We start from the raw sequence: 16,238 nt of genomic DNA on the forward strand, positions 1-16,238 counted from the left end.
AGATGAGTGGATTACGTCCTGCATTATCAACATTGATTTTCCTGATGCTTATTACCGGCGGGGCTTACCCGCTGCTGACCACCGCGCTGGGGCAGTGGTGGTTTCCCCACCAGGCTAACGGCTCGTTGATCCGCGAAGATCAGGTTGTTCGCGGCTCTGAGCTTATTGGGCAACATTTTACCGCCGCCGGTTATTTTCAGGGGCGTCCGTCTGCGACGGCGGAAATGCCCTATAATCCCATGGCTTCTGGCGGCAGTAACCTGGCCGTCAGCAACCCGGAACTGGATAAACAGTTGCAAAGCCGGATTGCCGCGCTGCGTGCTGCCAATCCACAGGCTAATCCAGCCGTTCCGCTAGAGCTGGTAACCGCGTCTGCCAGCGGGCTGGATAACAACCTGACGCCCGCCGCGGTGGCCTGGCAAATTCCTCGCGTGGCGCAGGCCCGCAACCTCAGCGTTGAAGAGGTGTCGCGCCTGGTTGCACAATACACGCAAAAGCCGCTGGTCAGTTTTATCGGCCAGCCGGTGGTGAACCTGGTGGAACTTAATTTAGCGCTGGATAAGCACTGAGAAAAAGGACATGCATAGCGAACCCTTACGTCCCGACCCCGATCGCCTGTTGGAGCAGACCACCGCCCCGCACCGCGGAAAACTAAAAATATTCTTCGGCGCCTGCGCGGGCGTCGGGAAAACCTGGGCCATGCTAACGGAAGCCCAGCGGCTGCGGGCGCAGGGGTTAGATGTGCTGATTGGCGTGGTGGAAACCCACGGACGCAAAGAGACCGCCGCGCTGCTGGACGGTCTCAGTATCCTGCCGCTAAAGCGACACGCGCGTCATGGTCGTCACATCAGCGAGTTCGATCTTGATGCCGCGCTGGCCCGCCGTCCGGCGCTCATTTTAATGGATGAACTGGCGCACAGTAATGCGCCAGGCTCACGCCATCCAAAGCGCTGGCAGGATATTGAAGAGTTGCTGGAAGCCGGTATCGACGTCTTTACCACCGTTAACGTCCAGCATCTGGAAAGTCTCAATGATGTGGTCAGCGGCGTCACTGGTATTCAGGTGCGCGAAACCGTCCCTGATCCTTTCTTCGATGCCGCTGACGATGTGGTGCTGGTCGATCTTCCCCCCGATGATTTGCGCCAGCGCCTGAACGAAGGCAAGGTCTATATCGCTGGTCAGGCGGAAAGAGCCATCGAGCATTTCTTTCGCAAAGGTAATTTGATCGCGCTGCGCGAGCTGGCCTTGCGCCGCACGGCCGATCGGGTGGACGATCAAATGCGCGCCTGGCGCGGGCGTCCAGGGGAAGAAAAAGTCTGGCATACCCGCGACGCCGTTTTGCTGTGCATTGGGCACAACACCGGCAGCGAAAAACTGGTGCGCGCCGCCGCGCGACTGGCGGCGCGTCTCGGTAGCGTCTGGCATGCTGTGTATGTCGAAACGCCGGCACTGCACCGACTCCCCGAAAAACAGCGGCGCGCGATCTTAAGCGCACTGCGATTAGCCCAGGAGCTGGGCGCGGAAACCGCCACGCTTTCCGATCCTGCTGAAGATAAAGCGGTAATCCGCTACGCCCGCGAGCATAATCTGGGAAAAATTGTGCTCGGGCGTCCGACAACGCGTCGCTGGTGGCGCAGCGATTCCTTTGCCGACAAACTGGCCCATCGCGCACCGGATCTCGATCTGATGATTGTCGCGCTGGACGAACCGCCTTCACGCCCGACGCTACCCACTACGGATAACCGCACCTTTAAAGATAAATGGCGGGTACAAATTCAGGGTTGTGTGGTTGCCGTCGCGCTATGCGCCATCATTACGCTGATCGCGATGCAGTGGCTGATGGCTTTTGATGCCGCTAACCTGGTAATGCTCTATTTGCTGGGTGTGGTGGTTATCGCCCTCTTCTATGGACGCTGGCCATCCGTACTGGCAACCTTTATTAACGTCGCCAGCTTCGATCTCTTCTTTATTGCCCCGCGTGGGACGCTGGCCGTTTCCGACGTCCAGTACCTGCTTACTTTTGCCGTAATGCTAACGGTCGGGCTGGTTATCGGTAATCTGACCGCCGGCGTCCGTTATCAGGCGCGGGTGGCGCGCTATCGGGAACAGCGTACGCGTCATCTGTATGAGATGTCGAAAGCGTTAGCCGTTGGACGGAGCCAGCAGGCTATCGCCGCGACCAGCGAACAGTTTATCGCCTCAACGTTTCAGGCCCGCAGTCAGGTTTTATTACTTGATGAAAACGGTAAGCTGGCTCCCCTCACCCATCAACAGGGCATAACGCCATGGGACGATGCCATTGCCCAATGGAGTTTTGACAAAGGGCAACCGGCTGGCGCGGGCACGGATACCTTACCGGGCGTACCGTACCAAATCTTACCGCTAAAAAGTGCCGATAAAACGCATGGGCTACTGGTAGTGGAACCGGGAAATCTGCGTCAGTTGATGATTCCCGAGCAGCAGCGCCTGCTGGAAACCTTTACCCTGTTGGTCGCCAGTGCGCTGGAACGTCTGACCCTGACCGCCAGCGAAGAGCAGGCCCGGTTTGCCAGTGAACGCGAAAGTATTCGCAATGCGCTGCTTGCCGCCCTGTCCCACGATTTGCGCACGCCGTTGACGGTGCTGTTCGGTCAGGCTGAGATTTTAACGCTGGATCTGGCCAGTGAAGGTTCGCCGCATGCGCGTCAGGCCAGTGAAATTCGCCAGCACGTGCTGAATACCACCCGGCTGGTCAATAATCTGTTAGATATGGCGCGAATTCAGTCTGGCGGCTTTAATCTTAAGAAGGAGTGGTTAACGCTGGAAGAGGTGGTGGGTAGCGCCCTGCAGATGCTGGAGCCGGGACTCTCCGCCCCGATTAATCTGTCGTTACCCGAACCGTTGACGCTGATCCATGTCGATGGCCCGCTTTTTGAACGGGTGTTAATTAATCTGTTGGAGAACGCCGTAAAATACGCGGGTCCGCAGGCACAAATCGGCATTGACGCCAGCGTCGATGGCGAGCACCTGCTACTGGACGTCTGGGATAATGGACCGGGTATTCCGTCGGGTATGGAACAGCGCGTTTTTGACAAATTTTCCAGAGGAAACAAAGAGTCATCGGTACCCGGCGTGGGGTTGGGACTGGCCATTTGTCAGGCGATTGTGGACGTGCACGGCGGTACCATTTCCGCCCATAATCGTGCCCAGGGGGGGGCATGTTTCCGTGTTACACTACCCCAGGAGATCCCCCCTGAACTTGAAGATTTTCATGAGGATATGTGACAAACGTACTGATTGTTGAAGATGAACAGGCCATTCGCCGCTTTCTGCGCACTGCGCTGGAAGCCGATGGCCTGCGTGTATATGAAGCGGAAACGCTACAACGTGGTTTGCTGGAAGCCGCCACGCGAAAACCCGATCTCATCATTCTCGATCTCGGCCTGCCAGACGGCGACGGCATTGATTTTATTCGCGACCTGCGACAATGGAGCGCAATCCCGGTAATTGTGCTTTCAGCCCGCAGCGAAGAGAGCGATAAAATCGCCGCACTGGATGCCGGCGCCGATGACTATCTCAGTAAACCCTTCGGTATTGGCGAGCTACAGGCGCGATTGCGCGTGGCATTGCGTCGCCACGCCAGCGGCGCGTCTCCCGAACCGGTGGTGCATTTTTCCAACGTAAAAGTGGATATCGCCGCCCGCCTCGTACACCGTGGTGACGAGGAAATCCATCTGACGCCGATTGAGTTTCGCCTGTTAGCGGTACTGCTGAATAATGCCGGGAAGGTACTGACGCAACGCCAGCTGTTAAATCAGGTCTGGGGGCCGAACGCCGTTGAGCACAGCCACTATCTGCGAATTTATATGGGACACCTGCGCCAGAAACTGGAGCTGGACCCGGCTCGTCCACGTCATTTTCTGACCGAAACCGGGATTGGCTATCGGTTTATGCCGTAAGTCTAGTCGAATAAAAAAGCCGGATCAGCATACATGCTATCCGGCTTTTGTATTCATGCCGGATGGTGACGTTAGCGTCTTATCCGGCCTGGGGTTTACGCGTTTTTCAACACTTCGCTGACGATCTCAACCGCTTCTTTTTCGATCTGTTTGCGGTGTTCTTCGCCGAGGAAGCTTTCGCAATAGATCTTGTAAGCGTCTTCTGTGCCTGACGGACGCGCGGCAAACCAGCCGTTGTCAGTCATCACTTTCAGACCGCCAATGGAAGCACCATTGCCAGGTGCCGCGGTCAGACGTGCGGTGATCGGGTCGCCCGCCAGCGTGCTGGCGCTTACCATTTCCGGAGACAGCTTAGACAGCGCCGCTTTCTGCGCGGAGGTCGCGCTCGCCTGCAAACGATTGTAGCTCGGCGCGCCGAAGCGAGCAGCCAGTTCGTTGTAGTGTTCTTGCGGGTTCTTACCGGTCACAGCGGTAATTTCTGCCGCCAGCAGGCACATGATGATGCCGTCTTTGTCGGTCGACCACGGTGTACCGTCGAAACGCAGGAAAGAAGCGCCCGCGCTCTCTTCACCACCAAAGCCAAAGCTGCCATCGAACAGACCGTCAACAAACCATTTAAAACCGACCGGCACTTCCACCAGCTTACGACCCAGATCGTTGACCACGCGGTCAATCATTGCCGAGGAAACCAGCGTCTTACCGACGGCAACATCTTTGCCCCACTGCGGGCGATGCTGGAACAGGTAGTTGATCGCCACCGCCAGGTAGTGGTTCGGGTTCATCAGCCCCGCCGGGGTGACGATACCGTGACGGTCATAGTCCGGATCGTTGGCAAAGGCCAGATCGAACTTGTCACGCAGCGCCAGCAGACCCGCCATCGCGCACTCGGAGGAGCAGTCCATACGGATTGCGCCGTCTTTATCGAGATGCATAAAGCGGAAAGTCTGATCAACGTGGTCGTTAACGATAGTCAGGTTCAGGTTGTAGTGCTTCGCAATACGCTTCCAGTATTCGATACCGGAACCGCCCAACGGATCAACACCCAGCGTCAGACCCGCTTTCTGGATCGCCGCCATGTCGACGATATCCGCCAGTCCTTCCACAAACTGTTGAACCAGGTCCTGCTCTTTCACATGACCCGATGCCAGCGCCGCGTCCAGCGACATACGCTTCACGCCTTGCAGACCGTCAGCCAGCAACGCGTTAGCCCTGTCTTCCACCACTTTGGTGACGTTGGTATCTGCCGGACCACCGTTTGGCGGGTTGTATTTAATGCCACCATCTTCCGGCGGGTTGTGGGACGGCGTGATCACAATGCCATCAGCCAGCGGGCCGCCTTTTTTGTTGTGGACCAGGATGGCATTCGACACGGCAGGGGTTGGCGTAAAGCCGTTGTTTTCCTGCACGATGACGTCAACACCATTCGCCGCCAGCACTTCCAGCACAGAGATAAAAGCCGGTTCAGACAGCGCGTGGGTATCCTTGCCCACATAGCACGGGCCAGTAATCCCGTTTTTCGCACGTTCTTCAGCAATCGCCTGGGCGATAGCCAGAATATGCGGCTCGTTAAAACTATGACGACCTGCACTGCCGCGATGCCCGGATGTACCGAACTTTACGGCGTGCTCAGCGTTCCCTGCCGTTGGTTTCAGTACATAGTACTGTGCCGTCAGTTGGGCGACGTTAATCAAATCACTCTGTTGCGCAGGTTGACCTGCACGGTTGTGGATTGCCATTGCCTGGTCCTTCTAATGCAAGGATTAAATTGTTCCGCAAACCTTTTCAATCAATTCCGCAGGGAATTGCATTGACTGCATGATGTGCTCCACCATGCTGCATTTACGGCCGGTGTTGGTATTGGTGATCACCCAGTACGGCGTGCCTGGCACGTGTTTCGGTTTGGTTTGATTACCATTTTTCAGCAGCGTCTGTTCATCTGCCGCAAAATAAACGCGCGTCCGGCCATGCAACGAATCCGTTGCTTCGGCGAATGCGTTTTGATCCAGAGAATAGAGTGTAGACAGCACCAGCATAAAGCGATTTACTGCTTTCTTCTGTTCCGCATATTCATCGGACAACAGCAGTTCACGCATCGCGCGCACTTTATCTTTTACGGGGTTAACCGGCTTAGCTTCCACGACAGGTTGCACAGCGCGGACTTCTTTTACTACCGGAGTGACAGGCTGTGCTGCGGCGGAAAATTTCAACATACGCCGTAAAATGTCGGATGCGCTCTCGCCGATATGCTTGGTATGGCTGGCAATATAGCTATAGAGTTCATCATCAACTTCAATCGTTTTCATCTTAATCCAGTGCAGTGTTTAGCTGAATACAAGTTGTTGGGTTAACACGCGTAGTGTAAAGGCAAATCCCAACAGCGGATAGCGTCAAGCCTGGTGGCTGATAAAACTCGGAGTAACCGTAGTTGTTGCAGCCCTGTGGCAGAATGGTCAACATGATACCCTAACCCGTGAGTGTGAAAAAAAGAACTTTGCCATGAAATTGAATATCCGAGCGCAATCTGCGCAAAACCTGCACAATAATTCTCCCATCGTCCTGGTTCACGGCCTGTTTGGTAGCCTGGATAACCTGGGGATCCTGGCACGCTCCCTGGTGGCCGATCACGATATCATCCAGGTCGATATGCGAAATCATGGCCTCTCGCCCCGATCGCCTGAGATGAATTATGCGGCCATGGCGCAAGACCTGGTGGATGCGCTGGACGATCGACAGATCGAAAAAGCGATCTTTATTGGTCACTCTATGGGGGGAAAAGCCGTCATGGCGTTAACCGCGTTAGCCCCTGATCGTATTGATCGGCTGGTGGCTATTGATATTGCGCCGGTTGACTATCATGTGCGCCGTCACGATGAGATTTTTGCGGCAATCAATGCCGTAACCGAGGCACAAGCGTCCTCGCGCCAGCAAGCGGCAAGCGTCATGCGCCAGCATCTGCAAGAAGAGGGTGTTATTCAGTTTCTGCTGAAATCCTTTGTTGACGGCGAGTGGCGCTTTAACGTTCCCGTATTATGGGATCAATATCCCAATATCGTCGGTTGGCACACCCTCCCGGCATGGGAGCACCCGGCATTGTTTATTCCAGGCGGTAACTCCCCTTATGTCACCGAAGCGTATCGCGAGCAACTGCTGGCACAATTCCCGCAGGCTCGGGCGCACGTTATCGCAGGCGCGGGGCATTGGGTACATGCGGAAAAACCTGAAGCAGTGCTGCGGGCCATCCGTCGTTATCTGAACGAACCGGCTAACTGATTAAAAACTCAGCGTCCGTGCGCGATTACGCGCGTGGGCGTTGGCGTGCCTCTCCTGCTGATGTATTATGGCGCGCTATCCATCCGGGCGGACGCCTGGCTGATTGTTTCCCCGAAGTCACCAAGATCATGGCCAAAGAACAAACGGACCGTACGACATTAGATCTGTTCGCGCAGGAGCGTCGCCCGGGACGACCCAAAACTAATCCGCTCTCGCGTGATGAACAGTTACGTATAAATAAACGTAATCAGCTTAAACGTGACAAAGTTCGCGGGCTTAAGCGTGTCGAACTGAAACTGAACGCTGATGCCGTTGACGCGTTAAACGAGCTGGCCGAGGCGCGCAACATGAGTCGCAGTGAACTCATCGAAGAGATGCTGATGACCCAACTCACCGCATTGCGCGGTCAGGCATAGTCTGAATTTCTGCTCTAAATCATAAATCGTGTAGCACAGAGTGCAGTCCCGCGTGTTTGCTGTTTCCGCATGCCTGACTGTTCTGCTATGATTGCCCTTATCCGTGGGCAATGCGCCACCACCATTTCAATAAGTTTCAAGAGGTTATTTTACTCATGGCAATCACTGGCATCTTTTTCGGCAGCGACACCGGTAATACCGAAAACATCGCAAAAATGATTCAAAAACAGCTTGGTAAAGACGTTGCCGATGTACATGACATTGCAAAAAGCAGCAAAGAAGACCTGGAAGGGTATGACATTCTGCTGCTCGGCATTCCAACCTGGTACTACGGTGAAGCGCAGTGTGACTGGGACGATTTCTTCCCTACCCTCGAAGACATTGATTTTAACGGCAAACTGGTTGCATTGTTCGGCTGCGGCGACCAGGAAGATTACGCAGAATATTTCTGCGATGCGTTAGGCACAATTCGCGACATCATTGAGCCACGCGGCGCCACCATCGTCGGTCACTGGCCAACGGCGGGTTATCACTTTGAAGCGTCCAAAGGCCTGGCTGACGACGACCACTTTGTCGGTCTGGCTATCGATGAAGATCGCCAGCCGGAGCTGACCGCTGAACGCGTAGAAAAATGGGTTAAGCAGATCTCAGAAGAACTGCACCTCGACGAAATCATCAATGCCTGATTTCGCGCGGCGCAGATCCTCATCTGCGCCGCATCAATAGATAAAACCAATCAAAATAATTGCTACAAATTTGTAACTTTTCCGTCTGACCCTGTACAATGGCTGGATGCCAATCGGGTGTTGCACAGTGTGTTTGTCGGCGATACCACGTTTTGATTAACAATATATGCCAGAGACTTGCTGTTTTCATTTAACCATGGCAGTTCTATAATGATACGCAATTTCTCAAGTGCAATTTCTGTCACTTCTGTTAATGAAGTGAATCGTTTAGCTACAGGACAGATTCCGCATGACTGACAACAATACCGCATTAAAGAAGGCTGGCCTGAAAGTAACGCTTCCTCGTTTAAAAATTCTGGAAGTTCTTCAGGAACCGGATAACCATCACGTCAGTGCGGAAGACTTATACAAACGCCTGATCGATATGGGTGAAGAAATTGGTCTGGCGACCGTGTATCGTGTGCTGAACCAGTTTGATGATGCCGGTATCGTGACCCGCCACAATTTTGAAGGTGGTAAATCCGTCTTCGAACTGACTCAACAGCATCACCACGATCACCTCATTTGCCTCGACTGCGGCAAAGTGGTCGAGTTCAGCGATGATTCCATTGAAGCGCGTCAGCGTGAGATTGCGGCTAAACATGGTATTCGCTTAACCAACCATAGCCTCTATCTTTATGGCCACTGCGCCGAAGGCGATTGCCGCGAAGATGAGCATGCGCACGACGGCAAATAATGTGACGATTTCTGAAAAGCCAACCATCCGGTTGGCTTTTTTTATGGGCCAAATTTGACCATCCCCCTCTTCCTTCTACGTCAATGTTGCTTTAATGTAAAAATCAATTGCCATTCGGAGAGTTGAAATGGAACTTCGTCAACTACGTTATTTTGTGCGTATTGTAGAAACCGGCAGCATGGGTAGCGCGGCGATCGATCTCAATATCGGTGTTTCGGCACTCAGTCAGCAAATGACGCGCCTGGAAAACGAACTTGCTATTCGCCTGCTTCAACGCACCTCGCGCGGTGTGACACCCACCAGCGCCGGACTGGCTTTTTACTCCCAGGCGCAGCTGGCGCTCCGGCATGCAGACGATGCAATCCTCGCCGCGCGCGAGGCCCGACTTTCCGGACACGTCAGCGTCGGTATGGCCCCCAGTACCGCTTCCGTTCTCGGCATGCCATTTATTCACGCCATGCGGGAAAGCTATGCTGATGTTCGCCTGCATGTGGTGGAAAGTCTCTCTGGCAACCTGGAACGAATGATTAATACCCGCCAGATTGATCTGGCTGTCGTGTTTCAAAAAGAAAAGATCCTGCGCTGGAGCGCCAGACCGATTCTTGAAGAACGGCTGTTTTTGATTGGGACCCATGCCCTACTGGCTGATATTGTCGACGACAATATTGCTCCAGCCCAGTTGGCAAATATTCCATTGATCATGCCAAGCCCAGGACACGGTCTGCGCGGCAGGCTGGATGCCATCTGCCAGGAACACGCGCTAAATATTGAGATCGCTACTGAAATTGATGGTCTGGCGTTACTGATGCGCGCCGTACGCAGTGGCATTGGCGCCACTCTTCAGCCCGGTGCGGCGATCTCCCATCTCGATAAAGAAACTCTAAGAGTGATCGGCGTCTATAATCCGATACTTAGCCGCCCTAACTTTCTGGTCAGCCTCTCTGACGATGAACTTACCCCGGCAGGCCTTGCCGCCCGTGTGGTGCTGACGAAAGTTATGCATCAACTGGTAGAAGCAGGAAGCTGGCCTGGCGCTACTCTTTACAATAACTAAAGTACCGTTTAGCACCACATCATAGCGCCCGTACAAGCTGTGCGTATACATTTCAATTACAAATTTAACAAATAGTTAAATGGTAATGGAGTATACGATGGTTGATGTACTGGTGATTGGTGGTGGTAATGCCGCGTTATGTGCTGCCTTGACCGCCCGGGAGCAAGGAGCTTCGGTACTCCTGCTCGAAGCGGCCCCCCGGGAATGGCGCGGAGGAAACTCCCAACACACGCGTAATTTACGTTGTATGCATGATGCGCCGCAGGATGTGCTGGTGGACAGCTATCCTGAAGAAGAATTCTGGCAAGATCTGTGGCGCGTCACGGAAGGGAATACCAACGAAGCGCTGGCGCGTCTGGTGATCCGTACCTCTTCACAATGCCGCGACTGGATGCGCCAGCACGGCGTTAACTTTCAGCCTCCTCTCTCTGGCGCTTTACACGTGGCGCGAACCAACGCCTTTTTTATGGGCGGTGGAAAGGCCCTTGTGAATGCCTATTATCGCAGCGCAGAAAAGCTGGGAGTGCAGATCCGCTATAACACCCCGGTTCAGGCGCTTGAACTGCGTAATGGCGAGTTCGTGGCGGCGCTGGCAGGCGAAGAGCGCATCACCGCTAAATCCTGCGTGCTTGCCGCTGGCGGTTTTGAGTCTAACCGCGAATGGCTACGAGAAGCATGGGGAGAGAACGAGCGCGGCGAATGGCCAGCGGATAACTTCCTGATTCGCGGCACGCGCTTTAACCAGGGCGTACTGCTCAAATTTATGATGGATGCCGGAGCCGACATTATCGGCGATCCTTCCCAGTCACACTGCGTGGCCATTGATGCCAGAGCGCCATTATATGACGGCGGGATTTGCACCCGCGTGGACTGCGTCTCGCTCGGTATAGTGGTGAACCGGGACGCTGAGCGCTTTTATGATGAAGGTGAAGATTTCTGGCCCAAACGCTACGCCATCTGGGGACGTCTGGTCGCTCAACAGCCAGGGCAGATTGGCTACTCCATCATCGACAGTAAAGCTATTGGCCACTTTATGCCGCCGGTTTTTCCCGGCGCGCAGGCCAATACGTTGGCAGAGCTGGCTCTTCAGTTAGGACTGGATGCCGAACGTTTTACCCACACCGTGACGCAATACAACAACGCCTGCCAGCCAGGTCAGTTCGACCACACCGTTCTGGATAACTGCGCCACCAAAGATTTGCTACCCGCGAAAACGCACTGGGCGCGACCACTGGACCAGCCGCCATTCTACGGCTATGCCCTGCGGCCAGGGATCACCTTCACTTATCTTGGGTTAAAAGTGAACGAACACGCCGCTGTGCATTTTGCCGGGCTTCCAAGCCGTAACCTGTTCGTCGCCGGAGAGATGATGGCGGGCAACGTGTTGGGCAAGGGCTACACCGCAGGCGTGGGGATGTCGATCGGCACCACCTTTGGCCGCATTGCCGGAAAAGAAGCCGCGCTGGCCGCACGTAAGGAGACACGTCATGAAGCAGCTTGAGAAACTGATCATCGAAGCGCAAATTATCACCGAACCGGAAGCTGAAGTTGAACGTGTGATGCAGGTGTGCAATGCCTGTCGCTATTGTGAAGGCTTTTGCGCCGTATTCCCGGCGATGACGCAACGTCTGGAATTCGGTAAAGCGGATATCAACTATCTGGCGAACTTGTGCCATAACTGCGGCGCTTGCCTGCACGCGTGTCAGTATGCCCCGCCTCATGAATTTGCCATCAACGTACCGAAGGCGATGGCGGAGGTCCGGCTCGAAACCTATCAGCATTATGCGCAACCCGCCGCCTTTGGCGCGCTTTATCGTCGCGCGGGCGTAACCGTGACGCTGGCGCTGGTTTTCGGTCTGATCCTGTTTTTACTCCTCGCTATAGTTTTTAAAGGTTCACTATACCATCCTCCGCTGGCCGGGGATTTCTATCAAATTTTCCCGCATAATCTGCTGGCCTGGATGTTTGGTTCGGTCTTTATTCTGGCGATCGGTTTGCTGATGGCGGGCGTGATCCGCTTCTGGCGCGAGATCTCTCCGGGTATGCCGCGTTCCGCCGAGATTGCTGAAGCCTCACACGATGCGCTGACGCTGAAATATCTCGATGGTGGCCACGGCAAAGGTTGTAACGAAGCGGATGATGCTTTCACCCTGATGCGCCGCCGTTTCCACCACTTTACCTTCTACGGTTTTATGCTCTGCTTTGCCGCCACCGTGGTGGCAACAGGCTATCACTACTTTGCAGGCATAGAAGCGCCCTACCCGTTCTTCAGCGTTCCGGTGATGCTGGGCACGCTGGGCGGCATTGGTCTGGTTGTCGGCCCGGCTGGCTTACTATGGCTGAATCTTAAACGCTCACCGCTACACGGCGACGCACGGCAAAAACCGATGGATCGCGGTTTTATTTTGCTGCTGCTGCTGACCAGTCTGACCGGTCTGGCGCTGCTGGCGGGAAGAGACACCTCATGGATGGCTATTTTACTGGCCATTCATCTCGGCGTGGTCATGGCGCTTTTTCTGACCATTCCTTACGGAAAATTTGCCCACGGATTTTACCGCTGCGCAGCCTTACTCAAGTGGGCGATTGAGAAACGGCGCGGCAAACAAGCGGGGGTCACAGGCGACTAACCCGCAAACTCTTACCTCTATAAATATTATGATAAGACAGTGGAGCAAACCCAATGACACAACAACCATCGCGCGCCGGAACTTTCGGCGCAATACTGCGGGTAACCAGCGGTAATTTTCTCGAACAGTTCGACTTTTTTCTGTTCGGGTTTTACGCCACCTATATCGCAAAGACGTTCTTCCCCGCGGAGAGTGAATTTGCCGGGCTCATGTTGACCTTTGCGGTTTTCGGTTCGGGTTTTTTAATGCGGCCCGTTGGCGCAATCGTGCTGGGTGCTTACATCGACAGAATTGGTCGCCGTAAAGGACTGATGGTGACGCTGGCGATCATGGGCTGCGGTACCCTGCTGATTGCCCTGGTTCCCGGTTATCAAAGCATTGGCCTGCTGGCCCCTGTGCTGGTATTAGTCGGTCGATTATTGCAAGGCTTCTCTGCGGGCGTAGAGCTGGGAGGCGTTTCGGTTTATCTTTCTGAAATCGCCACGCCTGGCAATAAAGGTTTCTACACCAGTTGGCAGTCCGCCAGCCAACAGGTCGCCATTGTGGTGGCGGCGCTGATTGGCTACGCTCTGAATGCCACACTGGGGCACGATGAGATCTCTGAATGGGGCTGGCGCATTCCGTTTTTTATTGGTTGTATGATTATTCCGTTGATCTTCGTCCTGCGCCGTTCGCTTCAGGAAACAGACGCATTTTTACAACGTACGCACCGTCCCGACACCAGGGAAATTTTCACCACTATCATCAAAAACTGGCGTCTGATCGCTGCGGGTACGCTGCTGGTAGCGATGACCACCACGACGTTTTACTTTATTACCGTCTACACCCCAACCTACGGCAGGGCCGTACTCCACCTGAGCGCGCGCGATAGCCTGGTAGTCACCATGCTGGTCGGTATTTCTAACTTTATTTGGCTGCCGATTGGCGGAGCGATATCTGACCGAATTGGTCGTCGTCCGGTATTGATGGGGATTACCGTACTCGCACTGCTTACCACCTGGCCGGTAATGCACTGGCTCACCGCCGCGCCAGACTTCATGCGCATGACGCTGGTCCTGCTTTGGTTCTCGTTCTTTTTTGGCATGTACAACGGGGCAATGGTCGCGGCACTCACCGAGGTGATGCCTGTCTATGTCCGTACGGTGGGCTTTTCACTGGCATTCAGTCTTGCCACGGCGATTTTTGGCGGCCTTACACCAGTCATATCCACGGCGCTGGTCCAGCTAACCGGGGATAAAAGCTCACCTGGATGGTGGCTGATGTGCGCAGCACTTTGTGGACTCGCCGCCACGGCAATGCTGTTTGTCCGACTGAGTCGGGGCTATCAACCAGTGGAACATAAGCTCTGAAAAGCAAACGGGCGGAAAATTCTCCGCCCGTAGCATTTTTCGAATTACTGCGCAGCGTTCTTGCTACGAATTTCCTGCCAGACCTTGTCACAATCAGCATTAACGGACTGATCGTTACCCGTGCGCGTGGCCTGGATACACTGCTGATAATCCAGTACGCGTACGCTTTCTTCATTAGCAAACTGCTGGTGCTGCTTTTCTTTCTTCAACACATTCAGCACGCTTTGGCAGGCTTCAATTTTCTCCGGCGATCCTTGCGCGGTGTTAATACACGCGCTGTAGGCTTCTTTCAGGCGACTGTCTTCTTTCGGCGAAGGGGATTGCGCACAAGCCACCAGCCCTGATGCCATAATGGCGATGAGTATCAGTTTTTTCATAGCACTTTCCTCAACGGAGCGGCAGACGTCTGGTCTGCCGCTGTTGGCATTAGAAGATGGTGAACGGAGCAATAACGATGAACTTCACGTCGCGTTCATCCTGGAAGATGTTGCCATAACCACCGCCCCAGCTCGGAATGTCTGAATGGTTGTCGTACTGGGTGAAGTGCAGTTTAAACATGGTGCCCTTCGCACGACCGTCCTGCAGGGTATAGACCGCATCCAGGCTGTAAGAAGACTCTTCGATAGTCCGGTTTTTGTCGTAGTACGCATCCGGATTGAGCTGCCAGGTAGATGGCTTGGCATCCCAGGCGTAAACGTAGGACGCGCCGACTGCCCAACCCGGCAGGTTCCAGTTCTTCAGGTCATACATTGCGCCGAAGAAGACGGCCTTTTCGCCGTTGGCGTTGAAGTCGGAGCGGTTGTCCCACCAGATATCCAGACGACCGTTTGATGAGGCGTAGGTCGGGGTCATACGCTGCAGGAAGTACCCCTGCTGCCCGTCCGCTTTAACCCAGGTCCCTTCCAGTCGCAGGTCAACCACTTCCGCCACTTTGTAGCCGAAGGTCAACGCCTGCAGCCAGGCCGTGCCGTCATAAATATCGTTCACGGTGCGGTCATCAACTTTGTCGCGCGCGCCGTAGAACTGATAACTGGTGGTAAACGGGTTACCGCCTAAATCGAATTTGTAGCTGGCTTTCGCGAAGTACTGATCGACGTAGCCTTCAGATTGACCAAATGCCGCTTCCAGCAACAGGTTATTTTTGAAGTCATATTTCGCGCCGATTGAGTGCAGGTAATCTACGCTGGTCTTTTTATCGGCCTGATAGAATTTATCGACTTCGGTGTGCCACGGCGCTTTATATTCATTGGCCCACATATAGGAGAAGCTCAGTGCGCCGGCATCACCATAGTCGAAGTTGGCACCGGCTTCGGCACCCTGATAAGTACCAGGCATAAAGCTCCAGTGCGGAGCCAATAGCGTCTGCCCGGTTGGTTGAATGTAACCGGCGCGCGCCCAGGTTGGGCCGTATTTAAATTTGGCTGCTGCTTTATACAGGCTAATTCCGCTCTTATCGCCGGAGTAATCTTCGTCGTAGCCTTTATTTTTTGAAGAGAATGCGATTTCGTTTGGATGGCCGCTTTCGCTACTTTCGTTCATTTCAATCGCGGTGAATGCTGCGATATCAATACCAAACATATCGGCCGCATAACCGGACTGGAAGTCGAGGTTGGCGTTCCATGTGGAGTGAGAAAGGTTGGTTTTGTATTTGTCATGATCGGTGACATCTTTACGGTCACGCTCACGCTGCCAGTAATAGATGCCGCCGGTTAAAGTGGAGTCATCAATGAAACCTTCGGCGTGAGCCTGAGGAGCGACAACGAAACCCGACATTGCTGTGATACCGGCGATAGCCAGCGCCAGCGTACTACGTTTGCCACTAAACGTACGCATATGTTAATCCTCTTTGACATAAAAATGCTGCCGATAAAAGCGGTCAGCGAAAAAACAAAAATTAAAAAAGTAGTGCTAAGAAAACCTCAGTGACTACAATGAATAGACTATTTTTCGCGACGCGAATTATCAATCTCTTTCTGTAACGAGTATGTAATAGTATGAGCAACCGCACATATTTCATTGCTTTCTGTTACATTTTCATCGGGAGATAAAAAAGCGTTGAAAAAAAGAAAAAACCGCTTGTTTTCCATGGGGATGAAATCGGTTTCAGCCGATTTCATATTGCGGTAAGTTATTTAAAGGTAAAAACATTCAGCCGATTCATT

General features: G+C 53.9%; 15 protein-coding genes. 11 read left to right on the plus strand and 4 right to left on the minus strand.

Annotation, left to right across the window (positions count from 1 at the left end):
• The first annotated feature begins 2 nt into the window (after nucleotides 1–2).
• From kdpC to kdpE, 3 genes are read left to right on the plus strand one after another with little or no spacing between them, the layout of a single operon-like run.
• A complete protein-coding gene (kdpC, locus tag M4I31_RS16155; RefSeq protein ID WP_038638841.1) occupies nucleotides 3–569 on the plus strand; it encodes a potassium-transporting ATPase subunit KdpC in 567 nt (188 codons plus the stop codon).
• Between the two features lie 10 nt (nucleotides 570–579).
• On the plus strand, nucleotides 580–3,264 hold the full coding sequence (gene kdpD / locus M4I31_RS16160; RefSeq protein WP_085047504.1) for a two-component system sensor histidine kinase KdpD: 2,685 nt from the start codon (nucleotides 580–582) through the stop codon (nucleotides 3,262–3,264).
• The gene (gene kdpE / locus M4I31_RS16165; protein ID WP_006685492.1) at nucleotides 3,261–3,938 is read left to right on the plus strand and encodes a two-component system response regulator KdpE; all 678 of its coding nucleotides are present in this window, start codon (nucleotides 3,261–3,263) and stop codon (nucleotides 3,936–3,938) included. Before kdpD ends, kdpE begins: the two co-directional genes overlap by 4 nt.
• Before the next feature lie 95 nt (nucleotides 3,939–4,033).
• Here the strand turns inward: kdpE and pgm are convergent, their stop codons facing one another.
• Nucleotides 4,034–5,674, minus strand: coding sequence for a phosphoglucomutase (alpha-D-glucose-1,6-bisphosphate-dependent) (pgm, locus tag M4I31_RS16170; RefSeq protein WP_139815544.1), 1,641 nt, complete (start codon nucleotides 5,672–5,674; stop codon nucleotides 4,034–4,036).
• A gap of 24 nt (nucleotides 5,675–5,698) precedes the next feature.
• Entirely contained in the window at nucleotides 5,699–6,241 is a 543-nt protein-coding gene (gene seqA / locus M4I31_RS16175) for a replication initiation negative regulator SeqA (protein WP_038638828.1), read from the minus strand.
• A 193-nt stretch (nucleotides 6,242–6,434) separates the two neighbouring features.
• Between seqA and ybfF the strand changes: the two genes are divergently transcribed.
• The 8 genes from ybfF (at nucleotide 6,435) to M4I31_RS16215 (ending at nucleotide 14,076) form a co-directional block, all read left to right on the plus strand.
• Complete coding sequence (gene ybfF / locus M4I31_RS16180; protein WP_250856809.1) at nucleotides 6,435–7,208, plus strand: esterase; 774 nt, start codon at nucleotides 6,435–6,437, stop codon at nucleotides 7,206–7,208.
• A 128-nt stretch (nucleotides 7,209–7,336) separates the two neighbouring features.
• Nucleotides 7,337–7,624: a LexA regulated protein gene (ybfE, locus tag M4I31_RS16185; RefSeq protein WP_042310165.1), complete on the plus strand. Its 288-nt coding sequence runs from the start codon at nucleotides 7,337–7,339 to the stop codon at nucleotides 7,622–7,624.
• Between the two features lie 155 nt (nucleotides 7,625–7,779).
• On the plus strand, nucleotides 7,780–8,310 hold the full coding sequence (gene fldA / locus M4I31_RS16190) for a flavodoxin FldA (RefSeq protein ID WP_003022839.1): 531 nt from the start codon (nucleotides 7,780–7,782) through the stop codon (nucleotides 8,308–8,310).
• A 289-nt stretch (nucleotides 8,311–8,599) separates the two neighbouring features.
• Nucleotides 8,600–9,046, plus strand: coding sequence for a ferric iron uptake transcriptional regulator (fur, locus tag M4I31_RS16195; protein ID WP_003022836.1), 447 nt, complete (start codon nucleotides 8,600–8,602; stop codon nucleotides 9,044–9,046).
• Nucleotides 9,047–9,173: 127 nt separating this feature from the next.
• On the plus strand, nucleotides 9,174–10,100 hold the full coding sequence (tcuR, locus tag M4I31_RS16200; RefSeq protein ID WP_069323165.1) for a tricarballylate utilization LysR family transcriptional regulator TcuR: 927 nt from the start codon (nucleotides 9,174–9,176) through the stop codon (nucleotides 10,098–10,100).
• A 97-nt stretch (nucleotides 10,101–10,197) separates the two neighbouring features.
• The gene (gene tcuA / locus M4I31_RS16205) at nucleotides 10,198–11,601 is read left to right on the plus strand and encodes an FAD-dependent tricarballylate dehydrogenase TcuA (protein WP_085047506.1); all 1,404 of its coding nucleotides are present in this window, start codon (nucleotides 10,198–10,200) and stop codon (nucleotides 11,599–11,601) included.
• Nucleotides 11,588–12,727, plus strand: a complete 1,140-nt coding sequence (gene tcuB, locus M4I31_RS16210) for a tricarballylate utilization 4Fe-4S protein TcuB (RefSeq protein ID WP_085047507.1) — start codon at nucleotides 11,588–11,590, stop codon at nucleotides 12,725–12,727. The genes tcuA and tcuB overlap by 14 nt, the downstream gene beginning before the upstream one ends.
• Before the next feature lie 53 nt (nucleotides 12,728–12,780).
• Complete coding sequence (locus M4I31_RS16215; RefSeq protein ID WP_038638812.1) at nucleotides 12,781–14,076, plus strand: MFS transporter; 1,296 nt, start codon at nucleotides 12,781–12,783, stop codon at nucleotides 14,074–14,076.
• A 44-nt stretch (nucleotides 14,077–14,120) separates the two neighbouring features.
• On the opposite strand, the gene chiQ is transcribed toward M4I31_RS16215, so the two are convergent.
• Nucleotides 14,121–14,453: a ChiQ/YbfN family lipoprotein gene (gene chiQ / locus M4I31_RS16220; RefSeq protein ID WP_038638809.1), complete on the minus strand. Its 333-nt coding sequence runs from the start codon at nucleotides 14,451–14,453 to the stop codon at nucleotides 14,121–14,123.
• A 49-nt stretch (nucleotides 14,454–14,502) separates the two neighbouring features.
• Nucleotides 14,503–15,909, minus strand: a complete 1,407-nt coding sequence (gene chiP / locus M4I31_RS16225) for a chitoporin (protein ID WP_038638807.1) — start codon at nucleotides 15,907–15,909, stop codon at nucleotides 14,503–14,505.
• Nucleotides 15,910–16,238 lie beyond the last annotated feature (329 nt).

It is taken from the genome of Citrobacter sp. XT1-2-2 (genome assembly GCF_023516235.1).
Lineage (GTDB): Bacteria > Pseudomonadota > Gammaproteobacteria > Enterobacterales > Enterobacteriaceae > Citrobacter > Citrobacter werkmanii.